This is a genomic window from Reichenbachiella sp., from assembly GCF_965223055.1.
Taxonomy (GTDB): Bacteria; Bacteroidota; Bacteroidia; order Cytophagales; family Cyclobacteriaceae; genus Reichenbachiella.
Map to the genome: position 1 here is coordinate 401,273 of NZ_CBDCVM010000003.1, position 21,530 is coordinate 422,802.

The following is a 21,530-nucleotide window of genomic DNA, read 5'->3' on the forward strand; positions in this document are numbered from 1 at the left end:
GCTTTAGTCAGAGTACTGAATATGATTGAATTTATTTTCTGGAGCTACCTTCACAACAATATCACCTTTAATTTGGCATTGGCAAGTTAGTCTTTCGTTAGAAGCTAACCGATTCATTTTCCTGAATTTAAGCTCTGGTTGACTCTCTTCTGAGAAGTTTTGGAGGCCTTCAAGTACTTGAACTTTGCAGGTAGTACATCTACCCTTTCCTCCACAAGCATGCATCCAGTCGATATAATTTTCATGTATTATATCCAAAAGATTTTTATTTTCGTTGTTGATGAAAATCTCCTTGTTGTGAAGGTTTTGTATTACGATTTTCGGCATATTCTTTAACTTAGCAAAAGAAGCAAATATTATGCACGGTAGCAAATTAAATCAGGAAGCCACAAACACCTACAGTCAATCATACGCAGCCAAAATAGCCGAAGAATTTTTTAGCCAAAACGACTCTATATCAGGCCAGCAGATTATCTCGATCACACCTGTGAAACAGGTTAATTTCTTTGTCTTGAAAGTACTATTTGACGAGTGGCAAGGCGAAATTAAAAAATTCAAAAGTCCTTATTTTGATTATAAAAATGAAGATGTTAATCAGGCGTTGAAAGCCTTTATCAATACGCTCTCAAAAAACATCCGAATTGAAAAACAACACCTTCTCCCTTTGTTGGAAAAAGCAGTCACATCGACACTAGAGTTGCTTTTTGAACCGGCAAAATACTATAGCAAGGAACTATCAAAAAGTACTAGTACCGATAAAAGCAGAGAGCTTAAAGCGAACAGCAAATATATCAAGTTGCACAAGCCCTTATTTGATGATTTGCTTCAAAGGCTTGGGAATGAAAGTGATTTTAACTCTGCTATTCAAGGTGCAATTGCATCATACGGTGATGGTCAGCAGGAAATAGAACAAACGCAAAACCTGTTCGAAAACACTTTGCCATTAAATGTAATAGAGCAACAAGAAACAGCGGAAGACCTCCCAATGCCAGAGCCATTGGATGAGCTAGAAGAAATCGAATTGGCAAGCCCTGAAGAATCTGCATATCAGGAGGATATCAACAATGAATTTGAACCGATAGAGGAAGAAACTGAATCCGAATCAGACAATATAAACCAACAGTTCAAAGGGGACATTAAAACGCTCAATCAACAATACGAGGAAAAAGAAAAATCAAAAACGGTTGCTGCCGTACTAGAGACAAAATCACTTTCGAATCTCAAAAACAACATCAATATCAACCAACGTTATATGTTCGTGAATGATCTTTTTGAAGGAAATGATAGAGATTATGAAACAGCAATGGATGAGGTAGAAGATTGCGATTCATTTGATTCATCGGTTGAATTGTTGGTACAAAACTATGCCAAGAAGTATACGTGGGATATGAATTCTGATGAAGTGAAGGAATTGCTCAAAGTAATTTTCAAAAGATTTCGTTAATTCGGTTCAAAAAAGGGGTTTGTGCTGTGTAGTTGTTCTTGAATGAAACATTGCAACCATGTCAAACCTAAAGTATCTATTTCTATTCTTGATTGTCGGATGCTCATCCACCCAACAGCGTCCACTTTATTCTATTGGTTCTAAGGCTACATGCAAAGGACCGAACCGCGAGTATCACACTGCACTGCACGCTACAAAAGATGGCTACTTTCGTTTTCATCAAAGCTATTATGATGGAAATCCAGATTATGACGCTGTAGCTTTCAGTGACTCTTTGGGATTTACTTTAGCTGCAGATAGCCTAGGTGCCCGCTTAGAGGCCGCTGAAATATCTGTGGGCAAGGGTCATTCTTTCCACATGATAGCCCATCAACCTCAATTGGTTTTTAACTATTCAGATGAAAAGTACTTTGACGCGATAGGTAATGAGGTGAAATTTAAGTTTGACCCTGAATCCAAAAGAGTTGAAAGTTTTCAAATAACTAATCCTTTTGACAGCACAGAAAAAATTGACATCTATTATTCGCAATGGGAAGATGTTCAAGGTTTTATGTTTCCCATGCATGTACAAATCATACAAGGCGGAAAGGATGAATACTTTTTTGAATTTTACGAAGTGAAAGTTAATGATCCTTCATTTTCAAAAATTCCAGCTCCCTAGTTACCTCATCAGTATCTGCATTCGGTGAGAGTCGAGTTTGATCAAAATAAAGAGTAGAATGGTGAACGACCATAATGATGATCCTCCATAACTAAAAAATGGTAACGGTATGCCTATCACAGGAAAAAAACCAATCGTCATGGCAATATTCACTGCGAAGTGAAAAAAGAAAACACTCAATACCCCATACCCATATATTCTTGCAAATTTGGATTTTTGTCTTTCAGCAATCGCTGAAATTCTAAAAAGAAGTGTTACGAATAGAGCAATCAATATTAAACTTCCCAACCAACCTTGTTCTTCTCCTATCGTACAGAAAATAAAATCCGTGCTTTGTTCTGGTACAAAGTCAAATTTAGTCTGGGTGCCTTGTAAAAAGCCTTTTCCAAAAAATCCTCCAGAACCAATAGCAATCTTCGATTGAGTAACATTCCAGCCTGCGCCAAGTGGATCAGCATCTGGGTTTACCAATGAAATCACTCTACTTCGTTGATGAGGCTTTAAAACATTTGTCATCAAAAAATCGACGCTGATTACAGTTACAAATACCATAACTCCAAGAATAACAGTGGCAACAATTCTTTTCGGATGTTTAAACGACACCCCAATCATAATCACACAAATGACAGTAGTAGCAATAAACAAAACTGTTTTGCTAACTAATAAGGTCAGGATAAACAAGACAACGAATGCAATACCTAATATGAAATAGATAGGAGAAATGCCTTCTCTAAAAAGCACGATAAGGAAGGAGCCAAAAACCATGGCTGAACCAGCATCACCCTGGAGCAAAATTAGCAGCATAGGAGCTCCAAAAATAGCCAAAGCAACGAGCTGCGTCTTTATTTCCTCAAACTTAACATGAACGTTTCCTAAGTATTTTGCCAAAGCCAGGGCCGTAGCAAACTTGGCAAACTCGGCGGGCTGCAATCGAAAACTACCGATCTGAAACCAAGATTTGGATCCTGCGACTACCGTACCGGTAGTCAGTACCGCAATCAGTAATACGATAACTACACCATAAATGACATAGGCTGAGTAGTCATAGAATTTAAAATCCAGACTCATCACTCCGATAATGATGATCAAAGAAGTACCAATCCACATCAACTGCTTGCCAGGATTGTATGCTAATGAAATGAGTTCAGCCGCATTTTCTTCATCATAAACAGCAGCATAAATACTTGACCAACCCAAAAGCACCATTGCAAAATATAAACTGATGGTTGTCCAATCTACTCGATCTAATATACTCTCTGCTCTCATTCTATCTCTTCCGTTTCGAGTACCTGATTATCTTCTGTACCTACAGAATCCACTAAAACTGGGGCGACTGGAGACTTTCTTTTTCTATCTCTAAAATCTCCTACCAGTACATAGTCCTCCAGCCATTGCCTGGTATGTTCTCCTTTCAAATAAGTTTCAATCAAAAGACTAGCAGTTGATGCAGCAGCCCTACCTCCCCAACCCGCGTTTTCTACAAACACAGAAATAGCAATTTTGGGATCATCCTTAGGTGCAAAAGCCATAAACACAGAATGGTCTTCTCCATGAGGGTTTTCCACAGTACCTGTCTTACCACAAATAGCGATATCAGGTACTATTGCCCTTGGCGCCGTTCCACTCAAAGCATCAGCCATCCCTTGGATAATTACTGGAAAATGTTCAGCACTAATACCTGTCTCAATTCGCTCCCGAAACTCAGGTGGCAGGTATCCAGACTCACCAATAGATTTTACTATATGAGGTTTATAATAAAACCCTCTATTGGCCATTATAGCAGCCAGATTCGTCATTTGAATTGGGTTCATAAGAATCTCTCCTTGTCCAATACTCAACGAAGTAAGATTGGAAACCTTCCATCTTCCAGTGCCATATACTCGATTATAATAGCTAGGATCAGGCATGAACCCTGACTTCTCATTGGGTAAATCCACACCTAATGGCCTTCCCAGTCCAAATCGACCAACTTGTTCTTTCCAATTGGCCAGACCGAGTGGAGCCTGCTCAAATTGACTCATCTCAGGATGTTGATTAATAACCAAACGAAAAACTCTAGCGAAGTAATTGTTAGAAGACAACATAATGCCTCTTCGCATATCGTAAATGCCTTGAGGTGCATGATCTCCAATCAAAGAGTGATCACAGTATATTTTATCATAGGCTCCTATCACTCCTTCCTCTAAGGCGATCAACCCTTGCACAATCTTAAAAATAGAACCCGGTGGATACATCGCCATCAGTGGCCTATTGAAAAGAGGCTTTAGACTATCTGTACTCAATTCTCTGAAATTTTCACTAAAATTTCTTCCGGCCAAGTCAGCTGGGTTGTAGGTAGGGGCTGAAACGAAAGTTAGAATTTCTCCAGTTGATGGTTCGATAGCCACAACACTACCAATTTTTCCTTTCATCAATTTCTCCGCATAAGACTGCAGTTCAATGTCTATGCTTAAGGTCAAGTTTTCTCCCGGAACAGAAAGTGTGTCCAATTCACCATCTTTGAAAGAACCCATCTCCACACGACGCACGTTGACCATTTTATATTTTACTCCGCGCTTACCTCTCAAATACTTCTCATAAGAAGACTCGAGGCCTGTGATTCCCATATAGTCACCACTTTTATAGTAGTTGGTAGTATCCCGATCAAGCTGGCGCTTGCTTACTTCTCCGATGTATCCAAATACATTCGCCAATCCTTCATATTCGTATCCTCGAATAGTTCTTGCTTTTGGATAAAGGCCATCATAATTCACAAGTTTGTCTTGCACTCGCGCAAATACTTCATTGGGTACCTGCTTAACAATTGTAGTCGGTTGAATCGAAGAATACCGCTTGGCTTTCTGCAAATTCGTGAGCAGATCTTCATAGTCAATGCCAAGCATGCCACTCAACATAACCGTATCTTTGATTCGCAACTCCCTAGGTACAGCATCCAAGTCGAATATTGGCTCATTGTGAACAAGCAGTTCACCATTTCTGTCAAATATTAAACCTCGAAAGGGGTACTCTGTAACAGTGTGAATAATATTACTCTCTGCCTTTGCCTTATAATCATCATCCAACACCTGAATCGAAAATAATTTGATAAGAAAACTCGCCGCTACCAGGACGATCGCAATCCTTACTATATATTTTCTATCCTCATTCATCCTATTTCATTTTTTTATAGAATAAATACTGAATGATCAAAATAATGACCGTAGTAAAAATAGAGCTGTAAAACACCTTGGTCATGGTATACCAAAATAATCCAAAGCCTGATGCCTCAATAAAAAGTAAAAGCAAGACATGAACAAACACCAATGGATAGGTGTAGGTTAAAAACCATCCCAACCCTTGAGTCCGGACATTTATTTTGGGGCCCGAATCATAACCACCACTAGGCGTCATTACTCTGGACCAATAAATTCTTAAATAAACCAGAAACACACTGGCAGCTGCATGGATTCCTAATGTATTATAAAAGGTATCAATAATAATTCCGACGACAAACCCAACCAATAGTTGCACAATTGGATTGGTATCCATGGGTACCATTAAAAAAATCAAGACATATGCAAAACAAAAAGCACTGTCAAACAGCACAATATTTTTGAATAAAATAACCTGTGCTAGTATGAGCAAAATTGCTCTGAATAAACCACCGAAAACATTAAACCTATTCATATACGAGATCTATGTTTAATGAATCAATTTCTTCTTGTCCAGTCAAATAAAGCAAATACACATGTGTAAGTGAATAAAAATTAGTAGCCAACTTTATCTTCACTTCATAAAATGTAGCATCATCTTCCAAATGAACTTCTGTCACCACCCCAATCAATTCATCTTCAGGGAAAACTGAATTAAACCCGGAAGTACTGATCAAATCACCAGGCGCAATCGAAATGTGTCTAGGTAAGTATTCCAAATTGGCATAGAGCGGATCTTCTCCTTTCCATACTACAGAACACAAAGTTCCTGTAGCCATATGATTGGCCGAGATCATAGATTTGCCATGAAGCACAGAAGTGATTGTGGCATAATTTTCAGTTGTGTTCAAAACCTGACCAACTATACCATCAGGGCCCACTACACCCATCCCAGGCTCCACTCCATGAACGGATCCTTTGTTTATTGTTAAATAATTGTTTCTGAAGAAAAGTGAGTTGTCGATGACCTTCGCTTTGACACCCAAGTGACTGGAATCTAACAGCAATTCGGCCATAAAAACAGAATCTGTAATATTCAACAAACGCTGGCGAAGTCTGGCATTTTCTTCAGCAAGTTTTTTGTTTTGATCTGCCAGGTTAAAGTAGTCTCCTACTTGATCTGAGGTGGATGCAATAGACGCTACTAAACGATTGGACGAAGTGAAAAATTTTGCCCCTTGGTAATTATTGGATTTGACAATAATCCAAAAACAGATTCCTTCCAGCACTAGCAACAGGATGAAAGTTCTATACTTATATAGAAACTGGAGGAGCCTTTCCATTTAGCTTATTGCATTAAAACGGCACGATAACGCTCCAATTCTTTCAGAGCTTTTCCTGTACCACGAACTACTGCCTTCAATGGATCTTCAGCAATATGAATAGGCAATTTGGTCTTCATACCTAATCTCTTGTCAAGACCTCTAAGTAAAGCACCGCCACCTGTCAAGTAAATACCATTGTCGTAAATATCTGCTGACAATTCAGGTGGGGCAATTTCCAAGGCTTTGAGTACTGCTTCTTCTATTTTAGAAACCGACTTATCTATCGCAAAGGCAACCTCAGAATATGACAATTTGATCACCTTAGGGATACCCGTCATCAAATCTCTTCCTCTGATATCAAAATCCTCAGGTCCTTCATCCAATTCAGTTAAGGCAGATCCTACTTGAATTTTAACCTTTTCAGCTGTTCGCTCGCCAATCAATAAATTATGTTGCCTTCTCATGTAGTCCAAAATGTCCTTGTTGAAAGCATCTCCTGCTACACGTATAGACTGATCACATACTATACCGGAAAGTGCAATCACGGCAATCTCTGTGGTACCACCTCCGATATCTACAATCATACTACCATCAGGCCTTTCTATATCAATTCCTATTCCTATCGCAGCAGCAATCGGCTCATGAATCATAAATACCTCCTTCGCTCCGGCATGCTCTGCAGAATCACGCACCGCTCTTTTTTCTACCTCAGTAATACCCGAAGGGATACAAATAATCATGCGATGAGAAGCAGGGAAAAGTCGCTTCTTATCTCGATCGATCATTTTAATCATTCCTCGAATCATGGATTCTGCCGCCTGAAAATCAGCGATCACACCGTCCTTAAGCGGACGTATGGTTTTGATGCTTTCATGCGTTTTTTCATGCATCTGCATGGCCTCCGCACCAATAGCAAGCACTTTATTCTTAGATTTATCGATGGCGATGATAGAAGGCTCGTCGACCACAACCTCCCCTTTACTAATGATCAAGGTATTGGCTGTTCCTAAATCGATCGCAATATCACTCGAGAAAAAATCAAATATTCCCATAACTCCGTTGACTCAAATATTTTTGGTGATCAAAAGATCACAAATTACGCACAAATAATTACGTAATCAACACTAACTATCGATTGATAATTAATTTAATGATTACTTAGTGTTTGAAATGACGAGTACCAGTCATAACCATGGCCATATCTACCTCGTCGCAATAATCTATTGAAAGCTGATCCTTGATCGAGCCTCCAGGTTGAATAACTGCTGAAATTCCTGCTTTATGAGCAATTTCCACACAGTCAGGAAATGGGAAAAACGCATCTGAAGCCATCACTGCACCATTCAAATCCATACCAAAACTACCCGCTTTTTCGATGGCTTGATTCAAGGCATCCACACGACTGGTTTGACCCGTGCCACTCGACAACATCATTTCATTATTCGTGAATACAATGGTATTCGATTTGGTATGCTTACAAATTTTAGAAGCAAACAACATTGCCTCTATTTGCTCAGCAGTAGGTGATTGTTTTGTAACTGTTTTCAAGTCTTCCTTAGCGTCAGTTTTTAAGTCAGCGTCTTGCACAATTACTCCATTCAGCAAAGACTTAAATTGTACTGGATTCGGTGTTAATTCTTTGATTTTCAGAATGACTCTATTCTTCTTCGATTTTAACAACTTCAGTGCTTCTTCAGCATAGTCAGGGGCGATTAAAACTTCGCAAAAAAGTTTGTTTATTTCTTCCGCAGCAGCTAAATCTACTTTTCCATTGGTGATCAAAACTCCACCAAAGGCAGAAACATTGTCAGACGATAGCGCCCTTAAATAAGCTTCTTCTACATCCTTCCCTAAAGCAACACCACAGGCATTGTTATGCTTGATAATGGCAAAAGCTGTCTCGCCTTCAAATTCACGGATCAACGATACTGCTGCATCTACATCTACTAAATTGTTGTAGGAAAGCTCCTTGCCATTCAACTGTTCAAATAAATCTGAAAGATCACCAAAAAAACTACCACTTTGATGAGGATTCTCGCCGTATCTCAAAGTCTTAGCTTGTCTAACGCTTTGTTTGAAAGAAGGCTCATCTTGCTCCTTATTGAAATAGTTGAAAATGGCCGAATCGTAGTGAGAAGAAATATCAAATGCCTTGCAAGCAAATGCTTTTCGTTGATCCAAAGAAGTTTCACATTCTTGTGAATCGAGCATTCCTAATACTTCCTCATATTGCTCCATTGAAGAAACAATTAACACATCGTTGAAATTCTTGGCAGCTCCTCGAATCAAAGAAATACCACCAATGTCAATTTTTTCAATGATATCTGCTTCACTTGCTCCTGAAGCGACGGTCGACTCAAATGGATACAAGTCCACAATCACCAAATCAATATCCGGGATATTATGTGCTGCTTTTTCTTCCTGGTCACTGGTATTGTCTCTTCTATTTAAGATACCTCCAAAAATAGCAGGGTGTAGAGTTTTCACACGACCAGAAAAAATGGAAGGGTAAGAAGTCAGGTCCTCCACTGGAGTAACTGCAATATCCAAATCTTCAATAAATTTTTGTGTTCCGCCAGTAGAATAGATGGTTACATCATTGGCTGCAAGTACCTTTACGATATTGTCCAGGTTGTCTTTGTGAAAGACAGAAATAAGTGCTGATTTAATTTTTTTTGATCCCATTTTCCCCTTTTAAAAATAAGGGGCAAAAGTACTTATTTATTTAGCAGAAGTGCAGAAATACGCTAAAGTTTTACCCTCAAATGAGTTAAATTTTGGAAAGGTATTCTTCAATGGTTTTCGGAAAGTACTCATATTCCAATTCATGAATTTTTTCTGCCACCTGATCGGGCGTATCAGCTTCTGAAACCTCACATTTTTCTTGTCTGAGAATAGCACCATTGTCATAAATTTCGTCTACTAGATGAATCGTAATGCCAGTCTCTTTTTCTTTGTTAGCAACTACTGCTTTGTGCACATTTTCACCATACATGCCTTTGCCCCCATACTTTGGAAGCAATGCAGGGTGAATATTAACTATTCGGTTTGGAAAACCAGCTATCAAATTTTGAGGAACCAACCATAAGAACCCCGCCAAAACAACCAAATCAATTTTTTTCGACTTTAGTAAATCCACTATCTCATCAGAATTGTAAAAGGCATTCCGATCAAATACTCTGGACGCTACGTTTAGTTTTTTTGCTCGTTCAAGAACGTAAGCTTTTGGTTTGTTCGTCAATATCAATTCAACAGAAACCTCTCCTTCCTTATTGTGAAAATAATTAGTGATTTGTTCGGCGTTGGAGCCACTACCTGAAGCAAAAATTGCAATTCTTTTCATTGCCTGTTTAAAATTTTAGAATCGCCATACTCAAAATGCCTGCAATAATAAGCCATTTGCAGTAGCTACTTAAGTAAGAAAATTGTTTTTTGGTATCAGCTAAAATCAACTTATAAAGAAAAAATAAAAATGGAATCGTAAGTATACCGAAGTAGTACAAGAGAAATTCATTTTGAACCTTAAGTAAAAACACCACTAGAGTTGAAAAAAATGGAGCAATGATGACGAACAATATAATTTTGGTTTTCCTTAAGCCTAGCATCACAGGCAACGTCAAACCATCATAGTTGGCATCCCCTTCCATATCTTCAATGTCTTTGATGATTTCACGAATCAAAGTTATGCCAAATGCAAAAAGGGCATAAACCATAGTGAGTAGATCGAAAGACCTGTAATAAACTAAAAGAATCAAAAGCGTAGAGCCTGTCAAAAGCGCAACCACAAAATTGCCTATAAAAGGAAGTCGTTTGAGTTGATTTGAATAGAGCCAAAGTAAGAAGGCACAGACTAAATTTATTGTTCCTATCCACAAAGAGACCACAGCCCCTAAAAGAATGCCCAAAGCATTCAAGGTTGTATGTGCAATCATGACAGGCCTTCGTTTTATTGTATTTCCTACAATGACTCGATCAGGTTTGTTGATCAAATCAATTTTTATATCATAATAATCATTAATATAATAACCTGCCGCTGCAATAATGACGGTACTGAGTACCAATACAAAAAATCTGAAATCGCCAACAACAAACCAAAATGGCTGTTCCGAATTCAACAAGAAAATTGCCCCTGCGTACTGAGTAATAAAAATTATGACAAGATTATTGAAACGACTCAGTCTTAGGGCGTCAATTAATAATTGAATGTGAGACCTTCTTTGCATTTCACAAAGCTACTTATCCTCCCACATTTTTCTAAGTCTACTTAGTGTAATTGGTTTGTCTTTTAGTACAGTTGTGTCTGTACCTATTTCTACTGAATGAGCTTTCCAGGCATCATGATACTTGGACAAAGTCATGCTTTGTAACCTGACACCATTTTGCATCAATTGATAAGCTATTCTGATTAAATCATTCTTTTTCACAGAATCTCCATAGAATATGGCATTTGAGGCATAATCTTCAAAATCATCCTCTGCAGGACGTTCATGAATATAAAAACCCATATTTCTAAGTTTATATACACGGTCACCATCTTTGTCCTTTTTGTAATACCTAATCACAATATCTGATCTCGACCTGGGGTTTTGTTTTTGACCATCTTGTGTTTCTTGTTTTTCAAACAAATTGGCAAAAAATTCTTCATCGCTTATTCTCGCAGGTTTCTCAGGCTTTGATTTAGTTTCTACTTTAGAAGTATCGGAAGCTTGAGTAGGTGTGACAATTTTATTTGCTTCCTTTTTTTTAGCCTCGCCTGTCCGCTTTTTTCTCCTCTTCTTAGGTTTTTGCTGCTTTTTGGCTAAGTCAATCGCTTTTATTTGTTGTCGATGACGCTGCTCATTAATAACCTCACTGATGTGAATGATAGAAATACAGAAGAGTACAACACAGATATAAAATATGGGCAAGTAAGAAGAAAGGTTCCTCTGCGTCATTTCAAGTTGGATTTATTCTGAAAGATAGATTCTTTAGTTTTAAATTATATATAACCTCCTCATTAGCAGATAATTCCATTTAGCATGGATATTTGTTAAATTTAATACAATGTTTAAGATTTGCAAAATGAGGCCGAGTCATAGAATTTTTATATTTTTGGTCGGATATAGCCAATTTTGTATTATTTTAAGAATAATTAACGAATCCTCGATTAAACCTTAATGAATCGAACATGAAAAGAATCTTTACTCTACTTACCATTTTTTCACTTTCCTTTGGAGCATTTGCTCAAGAGATGGGTTCTATGACTGACCCAAGAGATGGAAAAACATATAAAACAGCTGTAATGAGAATCGAGCTGGAAGGTGGCATTTTCATTGAAAGAGAATGGATGGCAGAAAACTTAAATTATGAAACTGAGGGTTCAGTATGTTACAAAAATTATCCAGCGTATTGCGGGAAATTTGGAAGACTTTATAATTGGGTGGATGCCAAACTAGCTTGCCCAGATGGTTGGCATTTGTCTACACAACTTGAATGGCAGGAACTTATGCTCAACTATGGTGGATATAAAACTGCTGCCAAGGAACTCAAAGAAGGAGGCGTTAGCAATTTGAATATTTTAATGGCCGGTTTTTCAAATGTCGAAGGACAGTTTAGCGACATCGGAAAAACCGCTCACTTATGGGACGCCGAGATTGGCAACAAAAGAACTGCCGGTTTGATTTCTCTTTATGCAGACTACGATGAAGTAGCGCATGATGTAATCAGTGCAAGAAACATGAACAGCTGCCGCTGTGTGAAGGACTACTAATAGTATTCCGGAGCTAAATAATTTGGATAAATTTTCATATGGTGGTTTTTGACTTTCTCAAAAATCACCTTTCTGAATTCAGCCGTATTGGTCTTCTTTACGGCTGAAATAAAAATGTTTGTCTTATTCTTTGACGTCGTATCAATTCCCGCAACGAAATCAAAATTGTCCTCCTCACCAGGTGAAGTAAGCTGATCAATCTTGTTGTACACAACAATTGTTTCCTTATCAGCAGCCCCTAACTCCTGCAAAGTATCATTCACAACTTGCATGTGCTCTTCGAAAGATGGATGAGAAATATCTACAACATGTAGCAAAACATCTGCTTCTCTTACCTCATCTAAGGTCGACTTAAAAGATTCAATTAAATTGTGAGGTAGCTTTCGTATGAATCCTACTGTATCTGATAAAAGAAATGGAATGGTGTTAATCACTACTTTTCTAACTGTAGAATCCACTGTAGCAAACAATTCATTCTTAGCGTATATATCGCCTTTCGACAGCATATTCATTATGGTTGATTTACCCACATTGGTATAGCCAACCAAAGCAACTCTCACTACATTCGATCTCGACTTTCTTCTCGTCTCTCCTTGCTTATCAATCTTAATCAGTTTCTTCTTTAAAACTGAAATTTGATCACGAATCATCCGTCTATCCGTCTCAATTTCTTTTTCGCCCGCTCCTCCACGAGTTCCTGTTCCTCCTCGCTGTCGTTCAAGGTGCGTCCACATTCGAGTTAACCTAGGCATTAGGTATTGATATCTCGCTAGTTCTACCTGCGTTTTCGCTTGTGACGTTTGAGCTCTTTTTAGAAAAATATCTAGAATAAGCAGACTACGATCATATATTTTGACTTCAAGTTCTTTCTCTAGATTTCTGAGCTGAGAAGGAGAAAGGTCGTCGTCAAAAATCACAATATCTATCTTCTGATCCTTGACATAGGTGATTATTTCTTCGAGCTTGCCCTTTCCTACAAAACTTCTAATGTCAGGCTTATCCAATTTTTGGACGAATGATTTTTTGGTTTTAATACCAAGTGTCTCTGCAAGAAACTCCAATTCATCCAAGTATTCTTCAGTCTTTTCATCAGATTGTCTATTTGGTGATAGCGCAACAAGTACTGCTTTCTCTACTTCTTTTCTAGTTTCGTAATAATCGCCCATTCCTATCGGTTTTTGCAAAATTGTTCAATAAATAGGATTTCCATCAAGGAATATTGAATATTCGTCGATCAATTTATTGGCTTAACCTATAGACTAATATATTTGATAAAGCATTTATCACTTATGCTCTTTACGTTTTTGCCCATGAGAATCGCCATAACGATTAACACTTCTTGGAATATTTACAACTTTCGCATGGGATTGATCCATAGTTTAATCAGCCATGGAAATGAAATCTTTGCGATTGCACCTATCGATGATTATTCCGAAAAATTGAAAGAAGCCGGTTGCAATTTTGTTCCTATTTCAATAGACAATACAGGCTCTAATCCATTCAAGGATTTATCATTACTCAGACAATTAAAATTGATATATCAAGAGATAAAACCCGATGTGGTTTTACACTATACGGTAAAACCAAATATCTATGGAACCTTGGCTGCAAGTTCATTGAATATTCCGGTGATTAATAATGTAAGTGGATTAGGCACAGTATTTCTTTCTAAAAGTGTCGCTTCGTTTGCCGCCAAAAAATTGTATAAAAAAGCCTTCAAAGAAGCCCAAATCGTATTCTTTCAAAATGCAAACGATCGAGAAGATTTCCTTTCAGAAGTAAAGCTGCCTGAATTAAAAACTGACCTGCTGCCAGGATCAGGAATTAATTTGACAGAATTTGCGCCAAGCCCAATGCCCAACCAAACGGCAATTACATTCTTGATGATATCCAGATTAATCGTGGACAAAGGAGTGAACGAGTATCTAGAAGCAGCTAGATTGGTGAAAAAAAAGTTTCCAGATGTTACCATTCAGCTAATGGGTAAATTAGACGAGCGTCACGTTCGGGGTATTCCTAAAAGATCAATAGAACTTGCTAAAGAAAGTGGTATTATAGATTACCTTGGAGAAACAGATGATGTTAAGCCTTTTATTCAATCTGCTCACTGTATAGTCCTACCTTCCTATAGAGAAGGGACCCCCCGTACGCTTTTGGAAGCTGCTGCTTTGGGTAGGTCAATTGTAACCACAGACGTACCTGGATGTCGGGAAATTGTTGAAGACAATGAAAATGGATATTTATGTGATGTCAAGAGCTCTTCAGATTTATCAAACAAAATGATAGCCATTTGTGAAAAGCCTCATACAGATCTCCAATTGATGGGTAGCAAAAGCAGACTTATAGTAGAAAGCAAATTTGATGAGCAAATTGTGATCAATCAATATTTAAAACATCTATCAAATATTATGAAACAAATACCTAATGAATAAATTTGTTCTGTTTTATATTACCGATTGAATGGAATTTCCCCAAACTACTCATAGTGAAAAGGTTTAACTCTCTTATTTTTTCTTTCGCCATCGTTGTTTCTCTGGTCAGCTGCAAGGCATATAAACAGGACATCATGTTTAAACTAGATGATGATTTTACAGCGCAAGATCTTTCAACGGTGGTGAATCAAGCAGAAAGAAACTATGTCATTCAGGTAGATGATATGTTGTCTTTGGAGGTATTCACAAATGATGGGGAAAGAATTGTAGACCCCAACAATGAATTGCAGCAGAATATGCAGGGTATGCAAAACAAACCAGCATTCGACTACTTGGTAAAGACAGATGGAACTGTGAAGTTTCCAATTGTCGGTCAGGTTAAAATAGATAGCTTGACATTAGATCAAGCTGAGTTAATGCTTCAAAAGAAATATGATGAATATTACAAACAATCATTCGTCAAGCTGACTTTCAATAATAAGCGAGTTGTTGTCTTAGGAGCAACAGAGATTAATGGTCAAATCATTCCTTTGACTAACGAAAATGTTTCATTGGTAGAAATTCTAGCAATGGCTGGTGGTCTTGATATGGGATCAAAATCACAAAATATTAAAGTCATTCGAGGCAATCTATCAAACCCAGAAGTATACCAAATAGATTTGTCAACTGTATCTGGAATGAAACAATCCATGTTGGAAATTGAGCCAGGAGATATCATTTACGTTGAGCCTTGGAGGAGACCTTTCATAGAAGGCACTAAGGATATTGCACCAATTTTAAGCCTTCTGAGTAGCACCCTAGCACTTGTTTTAGTATTACAGAATCTATAGTTTTTGAATCCGAGAAACGTACATATTCCACAAGAAATACAAGGACATCAACCTCAAAGTGAAGATGGGCCTTTTGACAATTTTGATATCGAAAAACTTAGACAAGTATTTGTTTCTGTTTGGCCGTGGGTGATTGGAATACTCATTACTACAATGACTCTTTCATATTTATACATTCGATACACAAAACCCATTTATAGTGCAGAATCCATTCTCAAACTCGATATAAAAAATGATGCTAATCTCTTAGGCCTTCAAAACCCGCTCGAACAAGACATCAAAGGGCTTGCCGGTGAAATAGAAATTTTGCGGTCTAGGTTATTTTTCAGCAAAGTTGCTGATGCAGTCAGCATGGACATCTCATACTATCATCCTGGAAGAAGTCACCTGGTAGATGAAAGATATGGCAACTCACCCTTTGAGGTTATATACGACCTGAAGAATCAAAACATCGAAGACAAACAGTTCGACATTGAAATAATCAATGATTCAGATTTTTACCTTTCATGCGCAGCAATGGGAGGGCAAATAGGTGACATACAAAAATTCGGGAAAGAAATAATCACAAAAGACTTTAGCTTCATTGTCGAAAAAACCAGCTACTTCAGTGAACAAAAAGATTTGGTTGATTTCTATTTTGTGATAAACAGTAAATCTTCGATAATAAATTACTTGGTTTCTCACGTCACTGTAGAACCTGTTAATTTCAATGCCAACACTATAAAAATATCCCTTTCAGATTTTAACCAAACCAAGGCAAGGAATTTACTGGCAGCAATCGATACAATATATCTGGAATTTACTAAGGATGCTAAGAATCAAGCCGTTGAGCAAAAAATCAAATTTCTAGAAACTCAAATGGCGAAGACTTCGAAGGAACTTGTAGAGTACGAAGATTACTTTGAAAAATTCACGATACAAAATAGAACCACAGACCTTTCTAGTGATTTGACCAAAACTATTGCTCTCCTCAATGAACTTGATTCTCAACGCTACAATATGCGCGAACATCTAGCAGAAGTAGATATTGTAGGTGAAAATTTCAGAAATCAACAGCCCGTGAGCATATTTCGAATGCCTGCAAGAATAGCTGATCTCATCAATAGCTATAATGATTTGGTGAATGAAAGAGCCCTGAAACTCAATTCGTACAATGAAAATACCCAAGTCATTAAACGGCTGGATCAACAAATTGAAATCGCAAAAAATTCAGCCAACGACCGTTTAATCGCCTATAAGAACAATCTAGTTGAAGATTTAAAGGAGCTTAATCAGAAACGCTCCATATTGGAGAATAATTTTGTGGAATTGCCGTCCATGGGCACCTCATACAACAAAAACAGACGCCTATATACACTTCAGGAAGAGTTTTATTTCTCTCTCATTCAGAGTAAAATAGAATTGGAAATTGCACGTGCTGGTACGGTCACCAATTTTGTGATTTTATCTCCTGCAGCTGTGTCAAGCATCCCTATCCACCCACAGAAATTGCTGATATATGGATTAGGGTTCGTCGCTGGGTTGGTGCTAAGTATTTTCTTTGTTGCCATTCAATTTTTGCTACATGACAAAATCACTAGTCAGAGAGAGTTAGAAAAAATAATGCACGCACCAATCCTTGGCCTGATTCCAAATTACAAACAAGAGAAGCTAGCCAACTCCAAACTTATAGTCACCAATAACCCTAAGTCATCCATAAGTGAATCACTGCGTTCGATAAGAACAAATATGGAGTTTATGGCCACTACTGGCAAAAATCAGCTGATTTCAGTTACCTCTACCGTAAGCGGGGAAGGCAAAACTTTTATTGCTGTCAATTTAGGGGCTGTCTTCGCTTATGCCGGACAGAAAGTAGTCATTGTGGACTTAGACATGCGGAAACCTAAAGTTCATATCGCATTTGAATCGGACGAAGTTCAAAAAGGTATGAGTACTATTTTGATTGGAAAAGAGAAGGTAGAAGATTGTATTCAAGAATCGGAACTTGAAAATCTACATTTCATTTCTGCCGGACCAATGCCGCCTAACCCCTCAGAGTTACTGCTAAGCCCAAGATTTGATGAGTTCCTTGAAACTTTGAAAAAAACTTATGACGTAATTTTCCTTGATTCTCCCCCGGTAGGTTTGGTAACAGACGGCATACTTGTCATGAAAAAGGCAGATTTGCCCATTTACGTTGTTCGGGCTGATTATTCTAAGCGATCATACCTCAAATCTGTACACAGCCTTATATCAAATAATAAATTTGAGCACCTATCCGTAGTACTCAATGGAGTCAAATCCGGCAAAGGATCTTATGGATACGGTTATGGATATGGCTATTATGAAGATTGAATAAATTAAAAGCTAAGTAAATTGTTTAATTGGCTAAAACCTTCATCTAACTTTCTTGAGGTGGATCTTCATTCCCATCTAATTCCTGATATTGATGATGGAGTAAAGACTTGGGACGAGTCCTTAGAAATTCTGAGTCAACTATGTAAGTTAGGATACAAAAAGATCATTACCACTCCGCATATAATACAAAACTATTACCCTAACACACCGGATAAAATCCGTGCAGGAGTAGCCAAACTAAATGAGCTACTTGCCGAAAATAATATTTCAATGTCCATAGAAGCCGGAGCCGAGTATTATTTGGATGATGTATTTGCCAAACAAGTTGAAACCAAGGAAGATCTTTTATCCTTCGGCAACGGGTATATTCTTATTGAAACTCCTTTCATGAACAAGCCTCTTTTTTTGGAAGAAATAGTATTCACCCTTCAAGCCAATGGTTACAAACCGATATTAGCTCATCCAGAAAGATATGCCTATTTGCAAAACAATAAGGAGTTGATCCACAGTTTGAATTTTCTTGGCTTATTTATGCAAATCAATATCAGTTCATTGACTGGGTATTACTCCAAAGAAGCACAAAAAACAGCTCGATACTTAATAGATACCAGTCAAGTTCATTTTCTAGCTTCCGATATACACAACCACAAACACCTAGCAGAAGTAAAAAAGGCCATCAAATCGAAATTATTCCAAAGATGCAGGCAACTGCCACTACTAAATTCTACATTATGACAATGTTGGCAAAATCAGTCGCTGAGATAATTTTACCTCAGAGTCTTTAATTTGAAAATTAATCTATCTTTGCCAGTCCAAAAATTAGAATGCTCTACGGCAGATACATGATGAAGAAAAATATTTTTCCCTTTTTAGTAATTTTATTGTTGACTTTCAGCCATGCTGGCCAAGCACAGTTAACTGAAGAAGTAAAAAAGAAAACTCCTGAATTACCAGGTCAAATCATGGTGGATTTTGGATTTAACCTTACTTCCGATACACCTGAGACAATGCCATATCATTGGTGGAGGTCAAAATCTTTTGGTATCTATTTTGTAAAGCCTTTCGAGTTTTCAAAGAAGTTTGAGTTACGACCTGGCATAGGAGTTAGTTTAGAAAAATTTGGTCACAACAAAAACATGGCTGTTGCTTCTTACCAGGAAGACATTAACGGTAATGTGAGTATAGAATTTGATACGATTCCTGGTTCTAGTCTAAAGAAAAATCAATTTTCTATAAACTATATAGAAATACCACTAGAAGTAAGATTCAATTTTAATGGCAATGAAAAAAAGGATGGGTTATTCCTAGCCGTTGGAGGATCTGCCGCCATTAGATTTGACTCTAAAACCAAAATAAAGTATACCGATGAGTATGGAAATAAAATGAAAGACAAGCAAAAAAATGATTTTGGCATTAATACCATCAGACTCGGAGCTTCTGCAAGGTTAGGATATAGAAGTTTTAGTGTGTTTTACAAGTCCTACTTTACTAATGTCTTTTCAAGTAGTGGACCTACGGGTACGTCAGACATGGTTTATTCAACCATTGGAGTTTCTTTGACTGGGCTCTAAACAAACCAGTACAATGAACTGAAACAAATACCTAAGCCGGTAACTGTACCGGCCAATATTTCTCTTGGTGAATGGGCATTTAACTGAAGTCTCGCGCTCATCACTAACCCTGCTGCGACAAGCAAAACAAGCAAAACATAAATGGCTTGGCTGTTTGGAAATTTTAGCCCAAAGACTAAAAAGTAACCCACCACTCCGCTCATTCCTGCAGCATGAATACTAATCTTTACCCAAAAGGTAATTACCGTCAAAGCCAGAATTAATACCGTTGTTGACACTAAGATGATGGCAATGGTTTCATTGACTTGGATCTTAAATACAAACAAGTAAGTCGTTAAGCCATAAAATATTGACACAAAAGAAAATGGCATGATGCGTTCTCGTCTATTTTCTAGCTTAAAACTTGATATTGATCCTGAAAATTTAAGCATAGAAATACTTAAAAGAGGAATCAAAAAAGTAGTTATAAATAAAAATGGTAGGGTAACTAAAGTAAGCGGCTTGATCAAATCTGGCATAAGCCAAAACAAGATTAAAAATGTCATCGACGGCATGAGCAGCGGATGAAAAATGAAAGAAATAAAAGTATTTATTCTATCTGCCACTACAGTTCTTTTCTCAGTCTTGCTACAGGTAGATTAAGTTGTTCTCTGTATTTGGCCACTGTTCTGCGAGCGATATTATAGCCATCTGCTTTCAATAATTTTTCTAATTTATCATCTGACAAAGGCTTAGTCTTGTCCTCCTCTTCGATATGTTTCTTCAGTTTTTGTTTTACCTCACGGCTGCTTACATCCTCCCCTGAATCTGTAGCAATCCCTTCTGAAAAGAAATATTTTAATGGATAAATCCCAAACTCGGTTTGAATGGATTTGCTGTTGGCTACTCTGGATACAGTAGAAATATCCATACTGATCAATTCAGCTATATCCTTCAAAATCATAGGCTTCAACTTACTCTCATCCCCTTCTTGAAAAAAATCATATTGATATTTTATGATCGCGTTCATCGTGTTGAGCAAAGTATTTTGTCTCTGACGAATAGCGTCGATGAACCACTTGGCAGAATCAAGCTTTTGCTTCACGAATGAAACCGTCTCCTTCAGCTTCTTGTCCTTTTTATCACTCTTGTGATAACTCTGAAACATGTCTGCGTATGACCTGCTAATTCTCAACTCTGGAGCATTCCTTGCATTTAAAGTCAAGTCCAATTTACCATCTGTGTTCGTCAGAATAAAGTCGGGCATCAAATACTGTGTTTTGACCAGCCCATCCGTAATCCCTCCTGGTTTTGGGTTCAATTTGGTGATCAGCTGTACCGCTTCTTTCAGTTGCTCATCATCAATACCTAGCTTTTTTTGAATCTTCTCGTAGTGCTTTTTGGTGAACTCGTCAAAGCAACTAGAGATAATTTTATGAGCCAATTGATTTTCCTCAGAATGATCATCACGCTTTTCCAGTTGGATTAGTAGGCATTCTTTAAGATTTCTTGCAGCAATCCCTGGAGGATCAAAAGTCTGAATTTTGTATAAAATCTCTTCGAGTTCTTCCTCTGTAGTCTCTATGTTTTGCGAAAATGCCAAATCATTCATAATTGCCTCCAGGTCTCTTCTGATATAACCATCGGCCTCTATGCTACCAAGTAGTTGCAGTCCAATCTGATTCTGTCTCTCATCGAGCTTTTCAAATCCAAGCTGAACGATCAGCTGTTCTTGCAATGATGACCCTGAGGATATAGGCATTTCTCGCTCTTCTTCTTGCCCATTTCCATCGCCCTGCATTTTATAGCCTGCATAGTCATCTTCATTTAGATAATCATCAATGTCTAGCTCTTCGCTCACTTCCTCAGCAGTCTCTTCTGTCTGCTCTTCTGTAGTCTCTTCTTTTCCTTCTTCTAGTGCAGGGTTCACTTCCAACTCCTCCTTAATCCTAGCTTCCAATTCGGCGGTAGGTACCTGAAGCAGTTTGATAAACTGAATCTGCTGTGGCGACAGCTTCTGGCCTAAAGACTGAATTAAACTTAAATTTTGCATTGGCTACTATTTTGCACG

Annotated in this window: 21 protein-coding genes; 8 read left to right on the forward strand and 13 right to left on the reverse strand. The window is 37.8% G+C overall.

Going from position 1 to position 21,530, the window contains the following annotated elements; genetic code table 11:
• Nucleotides 1-3 precede the first annotated feature (3 nt).
• Complete coding sequence (locus tag ACOQO5_RS02260; RefSeq protein WP_420580053.1) at nt 4-327, reverse strand: 2Fe-2S iron-sulfur cluster-binding protein; 324 nt, start codon at nt 325-327, stop codon at nt 4-6.
• Nucleotides 328-358: 31 nt separating this feature from the next.
• Here ACOQO5_RS02260 and ACOQO5_RS02265 point away from each other — a divergent pair, with 31 nt between their 5' ends.
• Nucleotides 359-1,444, forward strand: coding sequence for a hypothetical protein (locus ACOQO5_RS02265; protein WP_420580054.1), 1,086 nt, complete (start codon nt 359-361; stop codon nt 1,442-1,444).
• A 58-nt stretch (nt 1,445-1,502) separates the two neighbouring features.
• Nucleotides 1,503-2,105: a DUF4292 domain-containing protein gene (locus tag ACOQO5_RS02270; protein WP_420580055.1), complete on the forward strand. Its 603-nt coding sequence runs from the start codon at nt 1,503-1,505 to the stop codon at nt 2,103-2,105.
• Here ACOQO5_RS02270 and rodA read toward each other — a convergent pair whose 3' ends face one another.
• The 9 genes from rodA to ACOQO5_RS02315 form a co-directional block, all read right to left on the reverse strand.
• Complete coding sequence (gene rodA, locus ACOQO5_RS02275; RefSeq protein WP_420580056.1) at nt 2,106-3,371, reverse strand: rod shape-determining protein RodA; 1,266 nt, start codon at nt 3,369-3,371, stop codon at nt 2,106-2,108.
• Nucleotides 3,368-5,254, reverse strand: coding sequence for a penicillin-binding transpeptidase domain-containing protein (locus tag ACOQO5_RS02280; RefSeq protein ID WP_420580057.1), 1,887 nt, complete (start codon nt 5,252-5,254; stop codon nt 3,368-3,370). The genes rodA and ACOQO5_RS02280 overlap by 4 nt, the downstream gene beginning before the upstream one ends.
• 1 nt (nt 5,255) lies before the next feature.
• Nucleotides 5,256-5,633 (reverse strand): Rod shape-determining protein MreD, encoded by a 378-nt coding sequence (locus tag ACOQO5_RS02285; RefSeq protein ID WP_420580058.1) that lies wholly within the window; start codon nt 5,631-5,633, stop codon nt 5,256-5,258.
• Between the two features lie 130 nt (nt 5,634-5,763).
• Nucleotides 5,764-6,579 carry a rod shape-determining protein MreC gene (mreC, locus tag ACOQO5_RS02290; RefSeq protein ID WP_420580059.1) on the reverse strand — a complete coding sequence of 272 codons (816 nt, stop codon included), beginning with the start codon at nt 6,577-6,579 and terminating at the stop codon, nt 5,764-5,766.
• 5 nt (nt 6,580-6,584) lie between these two features.
• Entirely contained in the window at nt 6,585-7,613 is a 1,029-nt protein-coding gene (locus ACOQO5_RS02295) for a rod shape-determining protein (RefSeq protein WP_420580060.1), read from the reverse strand.
• A 106-nt stretch (nt 7,614-7,719) separates the two neighbouring features.
• Nucleotides 7,720-9,246, reverse strand: coding sequence for a bifunctional phosphoribosylaminoimidazolecarboxamide formyltransferase/IMP cyclohydrolase (gene purH, locus ACOQO5_RS02300; protein WP_420580061.1), 1,527 nt, complete (start codon nt 9,244-9,246; stop codon nt 7,720-7,722).
• A gap of 85 nt (nt 9,247-9,331) precedes the next feature.
• The gene (gene purN, locus ACOQO5_RS02305; RefSeq protein ID WP_420580062.1) at nt 9,332-9,904 is read right to left on the reverse strand and encodes a phosphoribosylglycinamide formyltransferase; all 573 of its coding nucleotides are present in this window, start codon (nt 9,902-9,904) and stop codon (nt 9,332-9,334) included.
• A gap of 7 nt (nt 9,905-9,911) precedes the next feature.
• Entirely contained in the window at nt 9,912-10,784 is an 873-nt protein-coding gene (locus ACOQO5_RS02310) for a geranylgeranylglycerol-phosphate geranylgeranyltransferase (RefSeq protein ID WP_420580063.1), read from the reverse strand.
• Between the two features lie 9 nt (nt 10,785-10,793).
• On the reverse strand, nt 10,794-11,495 hold the full coding sequence (locus tag ACOQO5_RS02315) for a hypothetical protein (RefSeq protein WP_420580064.1): 702 nt from the start codon (nt 11,493-11,495) through the stop codon (nt 10,794-10,796).
• A gap of 233 nt (nt 11,496-11,728) precedes the next feature.
• Between ACOQO5_RS02315 and ACOQO5_RS02320 the strand changes: the two genes are divergently transcribed.
• Entirely contained in the window at nt 11,729-12,310 is a 582-nt protein-coding gene (locus ACOQO5_RS02320) for an FISUMP domain-containing protein (RefSeq protein ID WP_420580065.1), read from the forward strand.
• On the opposite strand, the gene hflX is transcribed toward ACOQO5_RS02320, so the two are convergent.
• Nucleotides 12,307-13,476 (reverse strand): GTPase HflX, encoded by a 1,170-nt coding sequence (gene hflX / locus ACOQO5_RS02325; RefSeq protein WP_420580066.1) that lies wholly within the window; start codon nt 13,474-13,476, stop codon nt 12,307-12,309. The genes ACOQO5_RS02320 and hflX overlap by 4 nt on opposite strands.
• Nucleotides 13,477-13,620: 144 nt before the next feature.
• On the opposite strand from hflX, the gene ACOQO5_RS02330 reads away from it, so the two are divergent.
• The 5 genes from ACOQO5_RS02330 (at nt 13,621) to ACOQO5_RS02350 (ending at nt 19,480) form a co-directional block, all read left to right on the forward strand.
• Nucleotides 13,621-14,742: a glycosyltransferase family 4 protein gene (locus ACOQO5_RS02330; RefSeq protein WP_420580067.1), complete on the forward strand. Its 1,122-nt coding sequence runs from the start codon at nt 13,621-13,623 to the stop codon at nt 14,740-14,742.
• 134 nt (nt 14,743-14,876) lie between these two features.
• Complete coding sequence (locus ACOQO5_RS02335; protein ID WP_420580068.1) at nt 14,877-15,572, forward strand: polysaccharide biosynthesis/export family protein; 696 nt, start codon at nt 14,877-14,879, stop codon at nt 15,570-15,572.
• Between the two features lie 3 nt (nt 15,573-15,575).
• Complete coding sequence (locus ACOQO5_RS02340; protein WP_420580069.1) at nt 15,576-17,906, forward strand: polysaccharide biosynthesis tyrosine autokinase; 2,331 nt, start codon at nt 15,576-15,578, stop codon at nt 17,904-17,906.
• 60 nt (nt 17,907-17,966) lie between these two features.
• Entirely contained in the window at nt 17,967-18,644 is a 678-nt protein-coding gene (locus ACOQO5_RS02345) for a tyrosine-protein phosphatase (RefSeq protein WP_420580070.1), read from the forward strand.
• A gap of 89 nt (nt 18,645-18,733) precedes the next feature.
• Nucleotides 18,734-19,480, forward strand: a complete 747-nt coding sequence (locus tag ACOQO5_RS02350) for an outer membrane beta-barrel protein (RefSeq protein WP_420580071.1) — start codon at nt 18,734-18,736, stop codon at nt 19,478-19,480.
• Here ACOQO5_RS02350 and ACOQO5_RS02355 read toward each other — a convergent pair.
• Nucleotides 19,477-20,085, reverse strand: coding sequence for a PA-phosphatase (locus tag ACOQO5_RS02355; RefSeq protein WP_420580072.1), 609 nt, complete (start codon nt 20,083-20,085; stop codon nt 19,477-19,479). The genes ACOQO5_RS02350 and ACOQO5_RS02355 overlap by 4 nt on opposite strands.
• Entirely contained in the window at nt 20,085-21,512 is a 1,428-nt protein-coding gene (rpoN, locus tag ACOQO5_RS02360) for an RNA polymerase factor sigma-54 (RefSeq protein ID WP_420580073.1), read from the reverse strand. The genes ACOQO5_RS02355 and rpoN overlap by 1 nt, the downstream gene beginning before the upstream one ends.
• Between the last annotated feature and the right edge of the window lie 18 nt (nt 21,513-21,530).

Coding starts and splice junctions, on each gene's coding strand:
- ACOQO5_RS02260 (WP_420580053.1), bottom strand. CDS start 327: ATGCCGAAAATCGTAATACAAAACCTTCACAACAAGGAGATTTTCATC.
- ACOQO5_RS02265 (WP_420580054.1), top strand. CDS start 359: ATGCACGGTAGCAAATTAAATCAGGAAGCCACAAACACCTACAGTCAA.
- ACOQO5_RS02270 (WP_420580055.1), top strand. CDS start 1,503: ATGTCAAACCTAAAGTATCTATTTCTATTCTTGATTGTCGGATGCTCA.
- rodA (WP_420580056.1), bottom strand. CDS start 3,371: ATGAGAGCAGAGAGTATATTAGATCGAGTAGATTGGACAACCATCAGT.
- ACOQO5_RS02280 (WP_420580057.1), bottom strand. CDS start 5,254: ATGAATGAGGATAGAAAATATATAGTAAGGATTGCGATCGTCCTGGTA.
- ACOQO5_RS02285 (WP_420580058.1), bottom strand. CDS start 5,633: ATGGATACCAATCCAATTGTGCAACTATTGGTTGGGTTTGTCGTCGGA.
- mreC (WP_420580059.1), bottom strand. CDS start 6,579: ATGGAAAGGCTCCTCCAGTTTCTATATAAGTATAGAACTTTCATCCTG.
- ACOQO5_RS02295 (WP_420580060.1), bottom strand. CDS start 7,613: ATGGGAATATTTGATTTTTTCTCGAGTGATATTGCGATCGATTTAGGA.
- purH (WP_420580061.1), bottom strand. CDS start 9,246: ATGGGATCAAAAAAAATTAAATCAGCACTTATTTCTGTCTTTCACAAA.
- purN (WP_420580062.1), bottom strand. CDS start 9,904: ATGAAAAGAATTGCAATTTTTGCTTCAGGTAGTGGCTCCAACGCCGAA.
- ACOQO5_RS02310 (WP_420580063.1), bottom strand. CDS start 10,784: ATGCAAAGAAGGTCTCACATTCAATTATTAATTGACGCCCTAAGACTG.
- ACOQO5_RS02315 (WP_420580064.1), bottom strand. CDS start 11,495: ATGACGCAGAGGAACCTTTCTTCTTACTTGCCCATATTTTATATCTGT.
- ACOQO5_RS02320 (WP_420580065.1), top strand. CDS start 11,729: ATGAAAAGAATCTTTACTCTACTTACCATTTTTTCACTTTCCTTTGGA.
- hflX (WP_420580066.1), bottom strand. CDS start 13,476: ATGGGCGATTATTACGAAACTAGAAAAGAAGTAGAGAAAGCAGTACTT.
- ACOQO5_RS02330 (WP_420580067.1), top strand. CDS start 13,621: ATGAGAATCGCCATAACGATTAACACTTCTTGGAATATTTACAACTTT.
- ACOQO5_RS02335 (WP_420580068.1), top strand. CDS start 14,877: ATGTTTAAACTAGATGATGATTTTACAGCGCAAGATCTTTCAACGGTG.
- ACOQO5_RS02350 (WP_420580071.1), top strand. CDS start 18,734: ATGCTCTACGGCAGATACATGATGAAGAAAAATATTTTTCCCTTTTTA.
- rpoN (WP_420580073.1), bottom strand. CDS start 21,512: ATGCAAAATTTAAGTTTAATTCAGTCTTTAGGCCAGAAGCTGTCGCCA.